This window comes from Burkholderia sp. Bp9004 (genome assembly GCF_003858025.1).
GTDB lineage: Bacteria > Pseudomonadota > Gammaproteobacteria > Burkholderiales > Burkholderiaceae > Burkholderia > Burkholderia diffusa.
In genome coordinates this window covers 132238-150864 of record NZ_QTQD01000011.1, presented here as the reverse complement: position 1 = coordinate 150864, position 18627 = coordinate 132238, and the positions used below count along the sequence as shown (strand labels likewise).

Here is an 18627-nt window from a genome sequence, read left to right as displayed (position 1 = left end):
TTCGAGCGAATCGGGTTTTCCTTGCCGTACCTGCCTGCAGCGTGTGGTGCATCGCATGCACACGCCGCGCCGGAGCGCCACGCCATCCCTGCACGCGCCGGATGGCTAGCGCAAGCGGCTCGGAGCACGGCTTTGGCCGGAAGAATCGACTATTCTAGCAAACAATTTTCCTCGTACCGCCAGAACGGCACGACAACGATGCCGAGCGGTCGCGCCGTCCGCTTCCGTCGACGGCAATGCGCGCGGATCGCCGCTATGCCGAACGGCGTATCCACCGCCGGGCCGCCATCCTGTAAGCTCCGATTGAGCATGCGCCGCGGTCGCGGCCGCCATTCTTCACATCAAACACGCCTTCCGGAGACACCATGCCGCAACACCCGTCCGCGCCTGTCGTCGTCATCGCGCCCGATTCGTTCAAAGGCTCGCTTTCCGCCGAGCAGGTCGCGGACGCGATCGCCACCGGCATCCGCCGTGCCCGTCCCGACGCGATCGTGCGCTGCTGCCCGATGGCCGACGGCGGCGAAGGCACGCTCGACGCGATGCTGGCGGGCGGCGGCACGCGGCGCGCGCTGCGGGTGGCCGGCGCGTCGCTCGCGGCACGCGACGCGGCCGTCGGCGTGATCGACGCGCACACCGCGATCGTCGAGACGGCCGAGGTCGTCGGGATCACCGACGCGGTCGGCATGAGCGTGCCCGTTGACGCGCGCAGCACGCGCGGCATGGGCGAAGCGATCCGCATGCTGCTCGACGAGGGCGTGCGCCGCTTCTTCGTCGCGCTCGGCGGCAGCAGCACCAACGACGCGGGCGCGGGATTGCTCGCGGGCCTCGGCCTGCAATGCTTCGATGCGGCGGGCCAGCCGGTCGAACCGGTCCCGGCGCGGCTCGCCGATATCGCGCGGATCGACGCGTCGGGGCTCGACCCACGCCTGAAGGAAGCGGAATTCATCGGCATGTCCGACGTCGACAACCCGCTGACGGGCGCGCACGGCGCGACCGCGGTGTTCGGTCCGCAAAAGGGCGTGACGTCCGAGCAGGTTGCGACCCTCGACACCGCGCTCGGCCGTTTCGCCGACCTGCTCGAGACCGCGCTCGACCGGCGCGCCCGCGACCTGCCAGGCGCCGGCGCGGCGGGCGGTCTCGGATTCGCGCTGCACATGCTGGGCGCACGGTTCGAAGCCGGCGCGGAAGTGGTCGCACGGCAAATCGGGCTCGATGCCGCGCTCGCCGGCGCCGACTGGCTGATTACCGGCGAAGGCCGCTCCGACGTGCAGACGCTGCACGGCAAGGCACCGTTCATCGCCTGCCGTCATGCGCGGGCCGCGGGCGTGCCCGCGTCGCTGCTGTCGGGCGCGGTCGACCCGGCCGCGCTGCCGCGCCTGTCCGAACACTTTTCGGGCTGCTTCTCGCCCGCGCCCGGCCCGATCACGCTCGATGTCGCGATCCGCGACGCGGCGAACCTGCTCGCGAACGAAGCCGAACAGTTGACACGGCTGAAGTACGGCGCACACTGACCGTTGACCCGAGCGCGCGATACAGGAACAATCGGGCCCGCCCTTTTTCTTCAGGATTCGACATGAAAGGCCGCCAAGCCGGGCTCGATCAGTTTCTGACCTATCGCCTCCATGCGCTCACGAAGCGATCCGACCGCGGGATCGCCGAGGTGTACCGGCACAAGCTGGACATCTCGCTTCCGGAGGCGCGGGTGATCGCCGCCGTCGGCGCCTTTGGTCCGTTTTCGATCATGGATCTCGCCCGCCATACCAATCTCGACAAAAGCCAGGCGAGCCGCGCGGCGGAAGCGCTGCTGCACCAGGGGTTGCTCCAGCGCAGCGCGAGCAAGGAAGACGGCCGGATCGTGCTGATCGCGCTGACCGCCGACGGCCGTGCGCTGCATCGCAAGATCATGCCGATCGTGCGCAAGTGGAATGACGGCCTGCTCGCGTGCCTGTCCGATAGCGAGCGCCAGACGTTCGAGCGACTGCTCGACAAGGTCGTCGCGAACGCGGTCGAACGCGACGACTGAGTCGCAATACGGGGGCAATCGGTACCGCACCCGCGTGGCGAAGGTGCGGCATGCACCGGGATCGCCTAAGCGGCCCCGCACGCGCCTCAAGCGGACCCCAGCGCCCGCCGCGTTATTTCAGATGAATCCTGCGGGCCTTCCAGTCGCGCAGGCGCACGGGCAGCGTGCCCGGCTTCCCCTGCCGCGGCTACCGGACGCCTACCCGGCGCCTCGCAGCCTTCTCCGCGTACCGGGCAGGCGCCGCGATCCCCCTCCGCTATAGCCCGCTGTTCGCCGCCCGCTGACGCAGCAATCCCAGCACCGCGTCGCAATACGGCGTCGGCACGTCGAGCTTGCGCCCCAGTTCCGGAAACACGCCGAGGATCGGTCCGATCTCCAGTGCCCGCCCGGCCTCGAAATCCTGCAGCATCGACGTCTTGAACGCGCCGAGCTTGCGCGTCACGGCAATCCGCTCCGGCCCGCTCATTCCCGTATCGAGACCAAGTTTCGCGCCGATCGCGGCCGCCTCCTCCATCATCCGCAACGCGAGTTCCTGCGTGAACGGATCGTCGAGCAGTTGCGAGGCGGTCGAACCCGTCAGCGCGCTCAACGGGTTCATGTTCATGTTGCCCCACAGTTTTGCCCAGATCTCGGTGCGGATCGCCGGGGTCGACTCGACGTCGAAACCGCCCGCGGCGAGCGCCGCCGCGAATCGCGCGGTCGCCGCATCGAGCCGCGGATCGGGCGAGCCGACGATCAGACGGTTGCCGCGGCCGCGGCGCACGATACCCGGCGCGTCGGTGCTGGACGACAGGTGCACGACGCAGCCGATCGCCTGCGCGGGCGGCAGCGCTGCCGAGACCGCCCCGGCCGGGTCGACCGCATCGAGCGGCACGCCGTCGAGCGGGCCCGCTAACCCGTGCGTGAACCACCACGGCAACCCGTTCATCGCGGCGACAATCACCGTGCCGGGCCCGACCAGCGGCGCAACGCGCGCGGCCAGCGCCGGCAACGCCTGCGCTTTCAGCGCGATCACCACGTAGTCCTGCACGCCGAGCGCGGACGCGTCGTCGCTCGCGCGCACCGTGACCGACGACTCGGTCCCCGCCTCGTCGATCACGCGCACGCCGTGTGCGTTCAGCGCATCGAGCGTCGCGCCGCGCGCGAATGCACTCACCGTCATGCCAGCCCGCGACAGTGCGGCCGCGAGCAACCCGCCGATCGCGCCGACCCCGACCACCGCAGCGCGCACCGACCCTGAATTCGTGTCGTTCATGATGAAAATCCGTCTACCCGGAGCGGACGAGCATAGCGCCCAATGGTTGCGGATACAACCATTTACGCAAGCATCCGCGCGGCCGTGTTCGCATGAGCGTTTCAGCGCGGTGCGATGACCGCCTCCACAGGCTCGTCGTCGGTCGTGCCGCCCGTCGCGCCGAGCACGCCGGCGATCTGGCTCTTGTCGTGCATGCCGAGCTTGCGGTACGCGCAGCGCAGATAGTGACGCACCGTCGTCGGCGAAATCGCCATCTGCTGCGCGACCTCCTTGTGCGAACGGCCGGCACCGTAATAGCGAATCGCCGCGAGCTCGCGCGGGCTCAGCCTGTCGAGCAGCGAGCGCGGCCGCGCCTCGATCTGGAACAGTCCCGCGATGGGCACGCACTGGATGCGCAGCGCGTCGCCGATGTACGGCTGGCCCGATTGGCGGCGCACATGCGCGACCAGCGGCTCCGGCACGCGCGGGCCCGTCCACGCCGGCCATTCAGTCCGCAGCACGTCGTCGAAGCCGTGATCAGCGTGATGCAGCACGCCGAAGTTGTCGCACAGCGCGCGCGCCGCCGGCGCCACCGCATCGGCACGCTCGCGCGTGAGCTGCGCCGCGCGATTGATCGTCAGCGCGGCCGCCAGATGCGGAATCACTTCCTCGAAGCGACTCGCTTCGTCGTCACTGAACGGACGATTCAGGCCCTGGCGATAGATCGACATGAACGTCGTCAGCCCGAAGCGGCGATCGAGCGTACACACGCACATCAGTTGCGCCAGCCCGTACTTCACGCACCAGTCGCGAAACCGCGCGTCGAACCCGGGCTCGACGACCGACAGACGCACCGCGCGACCGTGCGCGCCGAGCAGCGTGCGTTGCGCGAGCGGATCGCAATCGCGCACGCGTTTCCAGTCGCTGAAGAACGCGTGCGGAAGACGGTACAGGAAACTGTTGTGCATCACGGGGCCGGTCGGCGTGTGCGTCGCGACGCCGGTCCACGCGGCGTCGAACGGGATGAGCCCCTGCAGCAGCGAAAAGAAGCGGCACTCGAATTCGCCGATGCTCGACTGCGCGGCGACCGCATACAGGTCGAGCAGCATCAGGCCGAGTTCGCGTCGCGCCGCGTCGCCGCGCGTCGCGCCGTCGAAATCGGCGCGGCGGGACGGCAGCGGCGGCCATGCGGATTCGTCGAGCACGATCGCGGCCGGCACGTCGCGCAGCGCATCAGGATCCTGTCCGATATCCGTGGTGATCCTCACCTTCCGCTCCCCTGCCCGATCGGGCCGCTGATGCACGCAACGCAGACCGGCCGATTATAGCGACCGGCATTTTTGGCGGGCGCCGCCGCCGGAACACGCCGCAACCCCATCCATTTGAACGGTGCGCCGCCCGTTGCTGCTGCGCAGCACGCCGCGTCGCGGTGTCGCGGCACGTCCACCCCGTGCACCGCGGGTTTTCCTCACCGTTCATCTGCACGACTGTTCAGCGGTTTTCCCGCTGCCGACACTGCGTCGCGACAACGCCAACAACAAACGATGCAGGAAGGTATGGAGAACCCCACGTGATGACATCCCGCTTCATCCGCACGGCGACCGCCGCGGCGCTCGCCGCGTGCAGCCTTGCCGCGCACGCGCAATCGACCCTCACGCTGTACGGCGCGCTCGACGCCGGCGTGCAGTACCTGACGCATGCCGACGGACGGCACGCGGCCGTGCAATTGCAGAACTACGGCATCCTGCCGTCGCAGGTCGGGCTGAAAGGCTCCGAGGATCTCGGCGGCGGCTGGCGCACGCTGTTCAAGCTCGAACAGGGCCTCAACATCAACGACGGCACCTCGACCGTGCCGGGCTACGCGTTCTTCCGCGGCGCGTACGTCGGCATCGCGGGGCCCGTCGGCACCGTGACGCTCGGCCGGCAGTTCAGCGTGCTGTTCGACAAGACGCTGTTCTACGACCCGCTGTGGTACGCGTCGTACAGCGGCCAGGGCGTGCTCGTGCCGATGACGGCGAACTTCATCGACCACTCGATCAAGTACCAGTCTCCGACGTTCGCCGGCTTCGATGTCGAGGCCCTCGTCGCCACCGCCGGCGTCGCGGGCAATACGCGCGCAGGACGCGTGCTCGAGCTCGGCGGTCAGTACGCCAGCAACGGGCTGTCGATCAGCGCGGTGCTGCATCAGGCGCACGGCGACGCGTCGGCCGCGGACGACGCCTCCGCGCGCCGCCGCGAACTCGGCACGCTCGCCGCGCGTTACGCGTTCGCGACGCTGCCGCTCACGCTCTACGCGGGCATCGAACGCCTGACTGGCGACCTCGATGCGGCGCGCACGATCGTCTGGGGCGGCGTCCGTTATCTGACGTCGGGTGGAATCGGGCTGAACGCGGGCGTCTATCACACCGATTCGCACACGCCGGCGATCGGCCACCCGACGCTGTTCATCGCGAGCACCACCTACGCGCTGTCGAAACGCACCGTCGCCTACGTGAACCTCGGTTATGCGCGCAACAGCGGCCAGAGTTCGCAGACCGTCTACGAATACGACCCGACACCGCTCGCCGGCGCATCGCAGTTCGGCGCGATGGTCGGCATGTATCACCTGTTCTGATTCCGTCCAGCGAGATCCCGCCATGAAAACCCTTTGCTCCGATGCCGCGCTGCCGTCCGACGGCCGCGCGTCCCCTTTCGCGCGCTCGACGCTCGTCGCACTCGTCGTGTTCGCGGCCATCACGCCGCTGCTGCTGCTCGTCGCGCCGGCCGTCGCCGGTCAGCTCGCGACGCAGCTCGGGCTGTCCGCGTCGCAGATCGGCACCTACTTCTTCGTCGAACTCGGCACGTTCAGCCTCGCGACCCTGCCGTCGTACCTGTGGCTCGGCCGCGTCGATGCGCGCCGCGTCGCTGCGTGCGCGATCGCGCTGTTCGGCGCGGGCAATCTCCTGACCGCGTTGTGGATGCCCGGCTTCGTCGCGCTGCTCGCGCTGCGAGCCGTCACCGCGCTCGGCGGCGGCTCGCTGATGGTGCTCTGCATGACCAGCGCAGCCACGAGCGAGAACAGCGATCGCGTGTACGGGCTGTGGGTCGTCGGCCAGTTGATCGCCGGTGCGATCGGCCTGTTCGTGCTGCCGCACGTGTTCGCCGCGTTCGGGCTGCGCGCGCTGTACGTCGCGCTGGCCGCGCTCGCGCTGCTTGCCGCACCGCTGTCGCGCGGCTTTCCGGCGACGCTCGGTGCGCGGACCGCGTCGGGCCGGGCCGCGCGCGGCGCGTCGACGGATGCGTCACGGCGCTTCGTCGTGCTCGCGATCGGCGCGGTACTGAGCTTCTATCTCGCGATCGGCAGCGTGTGGACGTTCGCGAGCCGCGCGGCGGCGGAGGCCGGACTCGACCCGCGGTCGATCGGCAACGTGCTCGCGATCGCGAGCGTGATGGGGATTGCCGGCGCGGCGCTCGCATCGTGCGCGGGCGGCCGGCTTGCGCGGCGCACGATGCTCGCCGCCGGTTACGCGCTGCTCGCGGCGTCGCTCATCGCACTCGCCGCGCTGCCGCATGCGGGCGGCTACAGCGCCGCGATCTTCGCGTTCAAGTTTGCGTGGACATTCGTACTGCCGTTCATTCTCGCGACTGTCGCGCAGATCGATACGTCCGGGCGGCTCGTCGCGACGCTCAATTTCGTGATCGGCGCGGGCCTCGCGGCCGGCCCGCTCCTCGCCGGCCTTCTGCTCGACGCGGGCGGCACGATGCACGTGCTGTTCGCGGCCGCGACCGCCGTCGCGATCGCGTCGTTTGCCGCGCTGCGCCATATCGATCGGCGCGTGCGGATTTCCGTGGCTTCCGTTTCCTCCCAACCGTGACAGGTCAAAACCATCCATGAATCGCACTGCCTTCTTCACCGACGAACGCACCTTCTGGCACACCGGCGGCACGCACGCGCTGTTCTTCCCGGTCGGCGGCTGGGTCCAGCCGCCATCGAGCGCCGGCTACGCGGAATCGCCCGATTCGAAGCGCCGCCTCCTGTCGCTCGTGCAGGCTTCCGGCCTGGCCGACCACCTCGACATGCGCGGTGCCGCGCCGGCCACCACCGGCGATCTGTTGCGCATCCATCCGGCAAGCTATCTCGACGCGTTCCGCGCGCTCAGCGATGCGAACGGCGGCGACCTCGGCGATCTCGCGCCGTTCGGCAAGGGTAGCTACGAGATCGCCGCACTGTCGGCGGGTCTCGCGATCGCGGCGGTCGACACCGTCGTCGCCGAGCGTGCGGCCAACGCGTTCTCGCTGTCGCGGCCACCCGGCCATCACTGCCTGCGCGACCGCCCGATGGGCTTCTGCCTGCTCGCGAACATCCCGATCGCGATCGAGGCCGCACGCGCGAAGCATGGCATCGACCGCGTCGCGGTGATCGACTGGGACGTGCATCACGGCAACGGCACGCAGTCGATCTACTACGACGATCCGGACACGCTGACGATCTCCCTGCATCAGGACCGCTGCTTTCCGCCCGGCTACAGCGGCGGCGACGAGCGCGGCGCAGGCGCGGGCTTCGGCGCGAACCTGAACGTGCCGTTGCTCGCGGGTAGCGGCGACGACGCGTATCGCCATGCGTTCGAGCGGATCGTGCTGCCGGCGCTGGAGCGGTTCCGGCCGGAGCTGATCGTCGTCGCGAGCGGCCTCGACGCGAACGCGGTCGATCCGCTCGCGCGCATGCAATTGCATACAGAAAGTTACCGGTACTTGACGCGCTCGGTGAAGGAGGCGGCGCAGCGCCACTGCGGCGGACGGCTCGTGATCGTCCACGAGGGCGGCTATTCGGAGGCGTACGTGCCGTTCTGCGGACTCGCGATCGTCGAGGAGCTGGCCGGCATCCGCACCGATGTCGCCGATCCGATGCTCGATCTCGCGATCGCGCAGCAGCCGGGCGAGCGGTTCGTCATGTTCCAGCGCGAACTGCTCGACGAACTTGCCGTGTCGTTCGGCTTGTAACGCGCGCTCACCAACGATGCGGGGCCAGCCCTTGCGCGATCGGTACGGATAGGGTTTCCTGTGTCTTTACACCTGCCAGGTCCGGCCCCCTCTTCAGATGAATTCGTCTTCGCGCGATCCCGACACCAACGACAAACCGCGCCGCCAGCCGTCGAAGCTCGCACTGAATATCGCCGCCGTGCTGGTCGGCCTCATCACGTTCGCGATCGGCGCGGCGTGGTTGATCTATAGCTGGATCGTCGATCGCGAAGCGCAGTATTTCGCGATTCCGCTGGTGTTCTCGGTGCCGGTGATCGTGGCGGTCGCAGTGCGGAGTTTCTGGGACTAGGCACGCTCGAAACGACAAAGCACCGCGATCGGTGGACGCGCGGCGCTTTCTTTCATCAGGTGCAGGCAGGTATCCGCGACGGGCAGCAAGCCTCTCCGTTCAGCCTGGAACCGTTCACAGGGCCGCGCCGTGCGCACGGATTCGCGATCGGCCCCTGATAGCCGTGGATGGCGCTCAGCGCGGAACCCACCAGCACCGTGCCGACCGATTTCAGGACGGCTTCCGTCGTCGGCGGCTCACCGCTCGAGATGGGCCGCCCCGAGTAGGCCATGCACTCCGGGGACGGCGCGATCGCCTGCACGGGCTGTGCGCTCCATACAACGTTGTCGGCAGGCGTGGCAGCAAACGCCGGTATTGCCAGCGTCAGGGGAAGAACGGAAATCAGCATGCGTGCTGCGTTGAGCATCGATGGTCCCCGGTTGGACAACCCACGTGAATGAATGGCGTTGCTCATAATATGCGCAGCCGGTTTTCCGTGCCTGCGAAAGCGTGTGCGCTCCATGCGGCGCCGCACCAACAAAAAAGCGCTGCCGGTCAGCCGACCGGCAGCGCTTTCTCGGAACGGCCCTTAGCGGGGCACGTTCGACTTCGTGGTGCGTGAGGCCGGACTCGAACCGGCACACCCTTGCGGGCGTCAGGACCTAAACCTGGTGCGTCTACCAATTTCGCCACTCACGCAAATATCCGCCGCCTCAGCGCATGGCACGCAAGATGCGTTCTCCACGCGCCCGGGACTTGCCGGGGCTTCGTATCGGCACGAAAACCGGCACGCCCGATCAGGCGAGCGCGAGATTCTACCCGATCTGTGCAGCATTGTCTCGCCCTACCGGCGCCCGTCGAAGAGCGGTGCTAGAATGCCGCGCTCGAGTGCCGGCCATGCGCCGGCGCGCGTCCCCGAATCCGCCTCCGCCACGATCCCACCCGTGAACTTCGACGACTACTGTCAGCAAAAGGCCGCCCCCGCGGGCTCCAGCGTCTACTACGCGCTGCGCCAGGCGCCGCTCGCCGCCGAACCGCGCCTGACCGCCCTGTTCGCGCTGCGCCGCGAACTCGAGGAAACCGTCAAGGAAACCAGCGATCCGACCGTCGGACACACGAAGCTCGCGTGGTGGCACAAGGAACTCGCGGCGCTCGCCGCCGGCGAACCGTCGCATCCGGTCACGAAGGCGCTCGCGCAACACCACCCGGCGATCGAGGCCGAATCCGACGCGCTGCGCACGCTCGTCAGCGGTTACGGGATGGATCTCGAACAGGCGCGCTACCTGGATTTCGCGAACCTGGAGCGCTACATCGCGCAGGTCGGCGGCACCTTCGCGTCGCTGGTCGCCCGCGCAAGCGCCGCGAATCCGGCCGCCCCGCAACCGTGGGCCGCGGATGCCGGCCGCGCGCTGATGCTCGCGCAATTCGTGCAGGAACTCGGCAACGATGCGCGCCACGGCCGCATCTATCTGCCAATCGACGAACTGCAGCGCTACAACGTGACCGCTGCCGACCTGCTGAACCGCCGCTACAGTCCGGCCTTCACCGAGCTGCTGCAGTTTCAGACGGGCCGCGCGCGCGAAGCGCTGGCCGCCGCCGACGCAGCGGTCCCCGCATCCGAACGCCGCGCGCAACGCACGCTGCGCGCGCAGATTGCACTGGCCGGTGCACTGCTCGACGAAATCGAGCGCGACGGCTACCAGGTGCTGCACCAGCGCATCGCGCTGACACCGATCCGCAAGCTGTGGATCGCGTGGCGCGCCGCGCGCCGGCGCTGATCCGCGCCGTCACCCTCCCAAGCGTCACACCTTCAGCAGCGGCAGCGTATCGAATCGTTGCTGCAGTACGTGCGTCGCATCGAGCCCCCACCACGGCCCGAGCACGGTCGCATACAACTGGCGGAAATCGACCGCGACCGGCAGGTTGCCGTTGCCGTCGAGATGCCCGAGTGCCGGCGCCGCGCCGTACAGCCCGCCGGCCACGCGGCCGCCCATCACGAAATGGGGCGCAGCGGTACCGTGATCGGTGCCGTTGCTCTGGTTCTCGCGCACGCGCCGTCCGAATTCCGCATACGTCATCACGAGCGTCTGGTTCCAGCGTCCGAGTTCGATCAACGCGCCGCGCATCGCACTCATCCCTTCCGCGAACTGCTTGAGCAGCGCTGCCTGCTGCCCCGGCTGGTTCTGGTGCGTATCGAAACCGTTGAGCGTGAGCCGCAGCACCGCGACGCCGTCCTGCGCGCCGGGCCCCGACGCCTCGCATGCCGCGAGCACCTGCATCGCGGTCTTCACCGACGTACCGAACGTGCCGGCCGGAAAAGCCGTCTTGAACTCGCGCATCCCGCCGCGCGGGCGCAGCCGGTCGGCCGCCTTCACGATGTCGTTCTCGACGTCGATGATGTGCGCGAGCGCCGGGTTCCGCTCGCGCAGCGACGACGGTTCGGCCAACCTCGCCGCGCGGACGAACTGCGCAGGATTGACGAGCGCGATCGCGCGCGCGCCGTTCGCGAGCGGCCCCATCTCCGCGCTGCCGAGCACGACGCCGTCGGCAGCGAAGCCGGGCGGCACCGGCGCCTGCGCGAACGTGCGCGTGAGCCAGCCTTCGTGCAGGTACTGGTCCGAGCGCGACGCGGTATCCCAGATCTCGATCGAGCGGAAATGCGACAGGTTCGGCTGCGGGTAGCCGACGCCCTGCACGACAGCGACCCGCCCGTCGCGCCACAGCGGCATCAACGGCGCGAGCGACGGGTGCAGCCCCGTATGCGCATCGAGCTGCAGCACGTGGTCGCGCGCGATGCCGATGCTGCGGCGGAACTGGTAGTAGAGCGGATCGGCATACGGCACCACCGTGTTGAGGCCGTCGTTGCCGCCCTTCAGCTCGACGAGGATCAGCACGTTCGCGTAGCCGGCCGCCGGCTGCCGCCCCGCCGCGGCCATCGATGTCGCCGCCTGCGCGGACGACTGCCACAGTGACACGCCCGCCGCGGCCGCGGCGCCCGTCAGCGTCAGAAAATCACGTCGGTTCATCGTGCATCCTTCGGTTCGCCGCGCGGCGCGGCCATCGCGGCAGCGCGCCGGTTCATCGTCGTTTCGGTCATTTCAGTTGGTAGGCCGGATCCATCAGCAGCGCCTCGAGATACGCGCTGCCGGTCGAGTCCGTATCGATTGCCGCGACCGGCGACAGCGGCAGCACCGCGTGCTGCAGTTGAAGCTCGGTCGACAATCCGGCAATCGCCTGCGGCCGCGCACGATACTGCGCAAGCCAGCGTTCGAGGTCGAATCGCAGGCCGCCGCGCGCGGGCCTCACCGGCGCGTCGCGCATGTCGGCAACCGGTATCGTTTGCGCCCGCGCATTCGGCGACGGTGTTGCCATCGCACGCGCGGGCGCCCGCATGCCGACGGTCTCGGTTGCGCGGAACAACTGCTCGACGAACTGCTTGCGCGCGAGCAGCGTCGTGCTGTTGATCCACATCGCACCACCCGGCCAGCCCTTCACGTTCGGCGGATAGAACAGGTTCTGCCCGAGCGTGCGCACGGTGTTCGCGAGCATTTGCGGATCGCCATACGCGACGTCGAACAACCGCATCGATCCGACGACGAACTCGGCCGGCGACTTCACGAGCACGCCGCGATTGCGCGGATCCCAGAATTCGTCGGTCGACCAGAGCGCTGCGAGCGCCGCGCGTATGTCGTAGCCGCTCGCGCGAAACCGTTCGGCGACGACATCGAGCGCGCCGGCATCGGGCGCATCGGACACGAACTCGCGCCACAGCTTGCCGGCGATGAGGCGAGCGGTGTCGGGCCGCTTCAACAGGATATCGAGAAAGCCGTCGCCGTCGAACGCACCGGTCTCGCCGAGTATCGTCTTGTCGCCGGCGTCGTGCCATTCGGGCCGAACCACGAAGCGCAGCGTATCGGGGTCGACACTCCAGCCGGTCATCGCGCGCGCGGCCTCGGTCACGTCGTGCTGCGTGTAATGCCCTTCGCCGAGCGTGAACAGCTCCATCACTTCGCGGGCGAAATTCTCGTTCGGACGGCCCTTGCGGTTACTCGCCCCGTCGAGATACTGAAGCATCGCCGGATCCTTCGCGACCGCATGCAGGAGCGTGCCGAAGTTGCCGAGCGCCTCGCGGCGAAACAGCGCATTTTGCGCGGCCATCGTCTGCGGATACGGGACCTTGTCCTGCCCGGATGTGAAATGCCCGTGCCAGAACAGCGTCATGCGCTCGGTGAGCGGCGTCGGCGTCACGACCATCTCGTTGACCCACGCCGCGCGCAACGCATCGTAGCGGCGATTGCGTTCGCGCTGGTCGTCGCGCCGCATGTCGGGGGTCAGCGCCTGTCGCTGTGCGCGGGTCGGCGGCAGCTCGGCGAGCCAGTCGGGCCAGGTCGTCACGGGGTCGCGGCGCACGTTGCCGAGCGTATCGGCCACGACTTGCGCGCGCGCCATCCCGACGATGCGGGCGACCTCGGCCGGTGCGGGAGAAAAGCCGGTGCGGCTCAGGAAGAACAGCGCATCGTCGGCGTCGAGCGGCGCCTGCATCGCGGGCGATGCCGGGACGGCAGCGTTCGCTTTCATCGTCGTGGACTCCCGGAACGCACCGGCGGTGCGGATGCCGGTACAACGGCAGCAGGCATCTGAAAGTTGACGGGAAAATTGCTACGGAATCTTTCCGCGCCGTGCAAGATCGCGTGGGTGTCAGCGCTTGTACAGCTCGCGAACGGCGTCCTCGATGTGCTGGCGCAACAGGTGGCGCTCCTCGGGCGTCATGTGCCCGTCGCGGCGGCGCTGTTCGAGATCGGGAGGCACGGCGGAACGGACCGCCGTGTCGGCGGCACGGTCGGGCTGCGGCGCTTTGCCGCGCTGCAGCTTGCGCGACGAGGCGCCCTGCTCGGGGCGCTGCGCATACGCGAAGTTCGACGCATATGGACCGGCAAGTGCGATCGTCAGCATCAGTGCAATCCGGGCAGATCGCATGACCGTCCTCGCTTCTCTGGTCGATTTGTTCCCTTCGTCACGCGGCAACCGGTTACCTCTGGTACTTGAAAAACCCTGCGGAATTCGGGCGTACAAAGATGAAAGATGGAGTGCAGGGGAGTATCTACCGAATTTCGGCTTCGAGTAAAGGAATCTCTATAGCCTGCCTTTACTCCGCGCGACACTACGGGTAAATTTTGTAACGGACTGTAACGCGCGAAAATACGCAACCGTGCGTGATTTCCCATTCGCGATAAGATGCCGCTCATGGAAACGAAAAACCCCTCCAAGATTCTCGTCGTCGACGACGACCCGCGCCTGCGCGATCTGCTGCGCCGCTATCTCGGCGAGCAGGGTTTCAACGTGTACGTCGCGGAAAACGCGACCGCGATGAACAAGCTCTGGGTGCGCGAACGCTTCGACCTGCTCGTGCTCGACCTGATGCTGCCGGGCGAGGACGGCCTGTCGATCTGCCGCCGCCTGCGCGGCAGCAACGACCGCACGCCGATCATCATGCTCACCGCGAAGGGCGAGGACGTCGACCGCATCGTCGGCCTCGAGATGGGCGCCGACGACTACCTGCCGAAGCCGTTCAATCCGCGCGAACTCGTCGCGCGCATTCACGCGGTGCTGCGCCGCCAGGCGCCGGCCGAACTGCCGGGCGCGCCGTCGGAAACCACCGAGGTGTTCGAGTTCGGCGAGTTCTCGCTGAACCTCGCCACACGCACGCTGACGAAGTCGGGCCAGGAAATTCCGCTGACGACCGGCGAATTCTCGGTGCTGAAAGTGTTCGCGCGCCATCCGCGCCAGCCGCTGTCGCGCGAAAAGCTGATGGAGCTCGCGCGCGGCCGTGAATACGAAGTGTTCGACCGCAGCCTCGACGTGCAGATCTCGCGCCTGCGCAAGCTGATCGAACCGGATCCGGGCAGCCCTCGCTTCATCCAGACCGTCTGGGGCCTCGGCTACGTGTTCATTCCGGACGGCGCCGCCTGATCTTTTTCCTTTCCGGTTTCGCCCGTCCACGGCCCGTCCCATGCGTATCGACCGGCGCCTCCTGCAGCTCGCGTTCGGCGGGCTGTTCTGGCGCACCTTCCTGCTGATCGCGCTGCTGATCTCGGTCAGTCTCGCCGCGTGGTTCCAGAGCTTTCGCGTCATCGAGCGGGAGCCGCGCGCGCAGCGCGTCGCGCTCCAGCTCGTCGCGATCGTGAAGCTCACGCGCACCGCCCTGCTCTATTCCGATCCCGATTTGCGGCGCGCGCTGCTGCAGGATCTCGAGAGCAACGAGGGCGTGCGCGTGTACCCGCGCGAAAAGACCGACAAGTTCAAGCTGCAGCCCGACGAATCGCTGAACCGCCTGATCGAACACGACATCCGCAGCCGTCTCGGCGACGATACCGTGATCGCGCAGTCGGTCAACGACATCCCGGGCGTGTGGATCAGTTTCAAGATCGACGACGACGACTACTGGGTCGCGCTCGACCGCGACCAGCTCGACAGCGTCACGGGCCTGCAGTGGGCCGGCTGGGGCCTGTTCGCGCTCGCGCTGTCGCTGTTCGGCTCCGCGTTCATCACGAGCCTCGTCAACCGGCCGTTCTCGCGGCTGGCGCTCGCCGCGCGCCAGGTCGGTTCCGGCCAGGCGCCCGATCCGCTGCCCGAGCGCGGGATGGGCGTCGCGGCCGAGACCAACCGCAGCTTCAACCAGATGGTGCGCGATCTCGAACAGCTCGAGGCCGACCGCGCGCTGATGCTCGCGGGCATCTCGCATGACCTGCGCACGCCGCTCGCGCGGCTGCGCCTCGAGACCGAGATGAGCCCGTCCGACCAGGCGACCAAGGACGCGATGGTCGACGACATCGAGCAGATGGACCGCATCATCGCGGCCTTCATCGATTACGCGCGCCCGTCGCAGCGCAAGCCCGAGCCCGTCGACCTGTCGTCGATCGTGCAGGAAGTCGCCGCGCGCGTGTCGGGCGAAGACGGCGTCGAGATCCGCACGCGGCTCGCGGCGACCGCCGTGATCGAAGCCGACGAGACCGACATGCGCCGCGTCATCGGCAACCTCGTCGAGAACGCGCGCAAATACGGCCAGAGCCGCGACGACGGCGTGTCGCGCATCACGCTCGAGACGCGCGTGACGCACGCGCGTGTCGAATTGTCGGTGAGCGACGAGGGCCCCGGCATCCCCGAAGACCAGCTGCCGCTCGTGATGCGGCCGTTCTACCGCGTCGACACGGCGCGCACCAAGGCGGACGGCACGGGGCTCGGCATGGCGATCGTGCTGCGCCTCGTCGGCCGCTATCGCGGCGCGCTGCGCCTGCGCAACCGCAGCCCCGAAGCGGGCCTCGAAGTCACCCTCGAATTCCCCGGCGCCGGCAAGACGCGTGCGACGGCGTGACGCGTTCGCGCACGCTTCTTGCGCGTCACACTATCGGCGCGGTTGAAAAAAACTATGGGGATTGTTAGTCAAAATCTATTGAAGCGCTTTGTTAATAGTGTTATAGTCCTGCTCATGCTGTCACACCAACGTTGCAGCACCGAGGTAGCTTGACTCAGTCTTCTTCCCAACTCATACAGGAGTATCCGCATGAAAACCGTGGGCGATAAACTCGAAGCATTCACCGTCGTAGCCGCGAAGCCGGGCTTCAACAATCACGAGGAAAACGGCCAGTCGGCATTCGAGACCATCACCGAAGCGTCGTTCCCGGGCAAGTGGAAGATCATCTACTTCTATCCGAAGGATTTCACGTTCGTGTGCCCGACGGAAATCGTCGAGTTCGCAAAGCTGACGAAGCAGTTCGAAGAGCGCGACGCCGTCCTGCTCGGCGGCAGCTCGGACAACGAATTCGTGAAGCTCGCATGGCGCCGTGAGCACAAGGACCTGAACAAGCTGAACCACTACTCGTTCGGCGACGTCAAGGGCGAGCTGATCGACCAGCTCGGCGTGCGCGACAAGGAAGCCGGCGTGGCCCTGCGCGCAACGTTCATCGTCGATCCGGACAACACGATCCAGCACGTTTCGGTGAACAACCTGAACGTCGGCCGTAGCCCGGAAGAAGTCCTGCGCATTCTGGACGGCCTGCAAACGGACGAACTGTGCCCGTGCAACCGTGCAGTCGGCGGCGCAACGCTGTAAGCGCATCGATGCACGAAGCCCGCGGAGCACGTCCTGCCTGCGGGCTTTTTTAACGGCCAACCCATAGGAGATATCAATGGAATTCATCGACTCGATTAAGGCGCGCATCCCCGACTACGCGAAGGACATTCGCCTGAACCTCGACGGCACGATCTCGCGCTCGTCGCTCGAAGGCACCGATGCAGTCGGCGTCGCGCTGGCGGCGGCGGTCGCGGCGAAGAGCACCGTGCTCGTGAAGACGATCCGCGAAGCCGGCGTGCTGTCGCCCGAAGAGACGAACGCCGTGCTGACGGCGGCCGCGCTGATGGGGATGAACAACACCTGGTATCCGTATGTCGAGATGGCCGACGACGCCGACCTGAAGACGCAGCGTGCCGAGCTGCGGATGGGCGCGTACGCGTCGCACGGCGGCGTCGACAAGCGCAGGTTCGAGATGTACGCGCTCGCCGCATCGATCGTCGGCAAGTGCCACTTTTGCGTGAAGTCGCACTATGCGCTGCTGAAGAACGAGCAAGGGATGACGACGACGCAGCTGCGCGACGTCGGCCGCATCGCGTCGGTGATCAACGCTGCCGCGCAGGTGATCGCCGCCGAAGGCGAATAAGCCGTCGCGCAAGCGGCAACGCGGTGCAATGCAGCGGCCATGCGCGCCGCACCGCGCCGCAAATGAAAAATGCCACGCAAGCGCGTGGCATTTTTCATTCCGGCGGCGCAACCGGCGCGCCGCTTCGGACCGGCTTCAGGCGCTCACGCGCCCTGCTTCACCAGGAGTGCAGCGGCCTGCGCCTCGATGCCCTCGCCACGACCGAGATAGCCGAGCTTCTCGTTGGTCTTCGCCTTCACGTTCACGCGCTCGAGCGGCAGCCCGAGATCGGCCGCGATGTTCGCGCGCATCCCGTCGATGTGCGGCGCGAGCTTCGGCGCCTGCGCGATCACCGTGCTGTCGACATTCTGGATCGTGAAGCCGGCCGCCTTCACGCGGGCGACGCACTCGCGCAACAGCACGCGGCTGTCCGCGCCCTTGAACGCCGCGTCGGTGTCCGAGAAATGGCGGCCGATGTCGCCCAGCGCCGCCGCACCGAACAGCGCGTCGGTGATCGCGTGCAGCAGCACGTCCGCGTCCGAATGACCGAGCAGGCCGCGCTCGTAAGGAATCGTCACGCCGCCGATGATGAGGGGGCGCCCAGGGACGAGCTGGTGCACGTCGTAGCCTTGTCCGATTCTGAAATCCATGCGTATTCCGGTTGAGATGAGGTGAAAGTCAGGAAGCGTTCGCGGGGCGCGCGAGGATCGCTTCCGCAAGCGCGAAATCTTCCGGGTACGTGACCTTGAAGTTGCGCAGGCTACCCTGCACGACGCGCGGCGTATGGCCTGCCCATTCGATCGCGCTGGCCTCGTCGGTCAGGTCGTGCCCTTCGCGCTGCGCGCGCAGGATGGCGTCGCGCAGCATGCCGATGCGGAACATCTGCGGCGTCTGCGCCTGCCACAGCGCGTCGCGCGATTCGGTGCGCGCGATCGCGTCGCCGCCAGCCGGCACGCGCTTGAGCGTATCGGCCACCGGCAGCGCGACGATGCCGCCGACCGGGTCGTCCTTCAGCGTCGCGACCAGCGTGCGGATCAGCTCCGGCGTGATGCCCGGGCGCGCAGCGTCGTGGACCAGCACCCAGTCCTGGTCGCTCGCGCCGAATTCGGCCAGCTCGAGCAGCCCGTTGAGCACCGACGCCTGCCGCGAGCCGCCGCCGCAGCGGCGCACCGCGAAACGCAGGCCCGCGAAGCGGCGCGCATCGAAGTGCGTGTCGTCGGGCGCGAGGACGACGAGCGTCTGCGCGAATTCACTGCACGCGTCGAACGCGGCAAGCGTGTAATGCAGGAGCGCGCGGCCGGCCAGCGTGCGGTATTGCTTCGGCACGGCCGAACCGGAACGGCTGCCCGTGCCGGCGCAAGGAATCAGGGCGAAAAGTCGGGGAGTCACG

General features: G+C 67.8%; 19 protein-coding genes and 1 tRNA gene. 11 read left to right on the top strand and 9 right to left on the bottom strand.

The window, feature by feature from the left end; translation table 11 throughout:
• Positions 1–365 precede the first annotated feature (365 nt).
• Positions 366–1511, top strand: coding sequence for a glycerate kinase (locus DIE08_RS15135; RefSeq protein ID WP_124902364.1), 1146 nt, complete (start codon positions 366–368; stop codon positions 1509–1511).
• A gap of 62 nt (positions 1512–1573) precedes the next feature.
• Positions 1574–2023, top strand: a complete 450-nt coding sequence (locus DIE08_RS15130) for a MarR family winged helix-turn-helix transcriptional regulator (protein WP_124902363.1) — start codon at positions 1574–1576, stop codon at positions 2021–2023.
• A gap of 256 nt (positions 2024–2279) precedes the next feature.
• On the opposite strand, the gene DIE08_RS15125 is transcribed toward DIE08_RS15130, so the two are convergent.
• Both DIE08_RS15125 and DIE08_RS15120 read right to left on the bottom strand, forming a co-directional pair.
• Entirely contained in the window at positions 2280–3278 is a 999-nt protein-coding gene (locus DIE08_RS15125) for a 2-dehydropantoate 2-reductase (protein WP_124902362.1), read from the bottom strand.
• 101 nt (positions 3279–3379) lie between these two features.
• Positions 3380–4525, bottom strand: a complete 1146-nt coding sequence (locus DIE08_RS15120) for a LuxR C-terminal-related transcriptional regulator (protein ID WP_124902361.1) — start codon at positions 4523–4525, stop codon at positions 3380–3382.
• Between the two features lie 302 nt (positions 4526–4827).
• Here DIE08_RS15120 and DIE08_RS15110 point away from each other — a divergent pair, with 302 nt between their 5' ends.
• From DIE08_RS15110 to DIE08_RS15095, 4 genes are all read left to right on the top strand, one after another.
• The gene (locus DIE08_RS15110) at positions 4828–5871 is read left to right on the top strand and encodes a porin (protein ID WP_124902360.1); all 1044 of its coding nucleotides are present in this window, start codon (positions 4828–4830) and stop codon (positions 5869–5871) included.
• A gap of 22 nt (positions 5872–5893) precedes the next feature.
• Entirely contained in the window at positions 5894–7111 is a 1218-nt protein-coding gene (locus DIE08_RS15105) for an MFS transporter (RefSeq protein ID WP_124902359.1), read from the top strand.
• A gap of 16 nt (positions 7112–7127) precedes the next feature.
• A complete protein-coding gene (locus DIE08_RS15100) occupies positions 7128–8237 on the top strand; it encodes a class II histone deacetylase (RefSeq protein WP_124902358.1) in 1110 nt (369 codons plus the stop codon).
• A 97-nt stretch (positions 8238–8334) separates the two neighbouring features.
• Positions 8335–8565 carry a hypothetical protein gene (locus tag DIE08_RS15095; protein WP_124622527.1) on the top strand — a complete coding sequence of 77 codons (231 nt, stop codon included), beginning with the start codon at positions 8335–8337 and terminating at the stop codon, positions 8563–8565.
• 55 nt (positions 8566–8620) lie between these two features.
• Here DIE08_RS15095 and DIE08_RS15090 read toward each other — a convergent pair whose 3' ends face one another.
• Together DIE08_RS15090 and DIE08_RS15085 are read right to left on the bottom strand one after the other, a co-directional pair.
• The gene (locus DIE08_RS15090; RefSeq protein WP_260436528.1) at positions 8621–8971 is read right to left on the bottom strand and encodes a hypothetical protein; all 351 of its coding nucleotides are present in this window, start codon (positions 8969–8971) and stop codon (positions 8621–8623) included.
• A 185-nt stretch (positions 8972–9156) separates the two neighbouring features.
• Positions 9157–9243 (bottom strand) — tRNA-Leu (locus DIE08_RS15085).
• A gap of 245 nt (positions 9244–9488) precedes the next feature.
• Between DIE08_RS15085 and hpnD the strand changes: the two genes are divergently transcribed.
• The gene (gene hpnD / locus DIE08_RS15080) at positions 9489–10322 is read left to right on the top strand and encodes a presqualene diphosphate synthase HpnD (RefSeq protein ID WP_124902357.1); all 834 of its coding nucleotides are present in this window, start codon (positions 9489–9491) and stop codon (positions 10320–10322) included.
• Between the two features lie 24 nt (positions 10323–10346).
• Here the strand turns inward: hpnD and DIE08_RS15075 are convergent, their stop codons facing one another.
• From DIE08_RS15075 to DIE08_RS15065, 3 genes are all read right to left on the bottom strand, one after another.
• Positions 10347–11570 (bottom strand): DUF1501 domain-containing protein, encoded by a 1224-nt coding sequence (locus DIE08_RS15075; protein WP_124902356.1) that lies wholly within the window; start codon positions 11568–11570, stop codon positions 10347–10349.
• Positions 11571–11637: 67 nt separating this feature from the next.
• Positions 11638–13122 carry a DUF1800 family protein gene (locus tag DIE08_RS15070; protein ID WP_124902355.1) on the bottom strand — a complete coding sequence of 495 codons (1485 nt, stop codon included), beginning with the start codon at positions 13120–13122 and terminating at the stop codon, positions 11638–11640.
• A 120-nt stretch (positions 13123–13242) separates the two neighbouring features.
• Complete coding sequence (locus tag DIE08_RS15065) at positions 13243–13521, bottom strand: hypothetical protein (protein WP_059599972.1); 279 nt, start codon at positions 13519–13521, stop codon at positions 13243–13245.
• A gap of 258 nt (positions 13522–13779) precedes the next feature.
• Between DIE08_RS15065 and ompR the strand changes: the two genes are divergently transcribed.
• The 4 genes from ompR to DIE08_RS15040 all read left to right on the top strand — a co-directional run bounded on the left by ompR (position 13780) and on the right by DIE08_RS15040 (position 17258).
• Entirely contained in the window at positions 13780–14514 is a 735-nt protein-coding gene (gene ompR / locus DIE08_RS15055; RefSeq protein ID WP_004192636.1) for a two-component system response regulator OmpR, read from the top strand.
• Positions 14515–14554: 40 nt separating this feature from the next.
• Positions 14555–15916, top strand: a complete 1362-nt coding sequence (locus tag DIE08_RS15050) for an ATP-binding protein (RefSeq protein WP_124622512.1) — start codon at positions 14555–14557, stop codon at positions 15914–15916.
• A gap of 189 nt (positions 15917–16105) precedes the next feature.
• A complete protein-coding gene (locus DIE08_RS15045) occupies positions 16106–16654 on the top strand; it encodes a peroxiredoxin (RefSeq protein WP_059599970.1) in 549 nt (182 codons plus the stop codon).
• Between the two features lie 76 nt (positions 16655–16730).
• Positions 16731–17258 (top strand): carboxymuconolactone decarboxylase family protein, encoded by a 528-nt coding sequence (locus tag DIE08_RS15040; RefSeq protein WP_044843722.1) that lies wholly within the window; start codon positions 16731–16733, stop codon positions 17256–17258.
• A 143-nt stretch (positions 17259–17401) separates the two neighbouring features.
• Here the strand turns inward: DIE08_RS15040 and ispF are convergent, their stop codons facing one another.
• Both ispF and ispD read right to left on the bottom strand, forming a co-directional pair.
• On the bottom strand, positions 17402–17887 hold the full coding sequence (ispF, locus tag DIE08_RS15035; protein WP_057925367.1) for a 2-C-methyl-D-erythritol 2,4-cyclodiphosphate synthase: 486 nt from the start codon (positions 17885–17887) through the stop codon (positions 17402–17404).
• Positions 17888–17915: 28 nt separating this feature from the next.
• Positions 17916–18626: a 2-C-methyl-D-erythritol 4-phosphate cytidylyltransferase gene (gene ispD / locus DIE08_RS15030; protein WP_059599969.1), complete on the bottom strand. Its 711-nt coding sequence runs from the start codon at positions 18624–18626 to the stop codon at positions 17916–17918.
• Position 18627 lies beyond the last annotated feature (1 nt).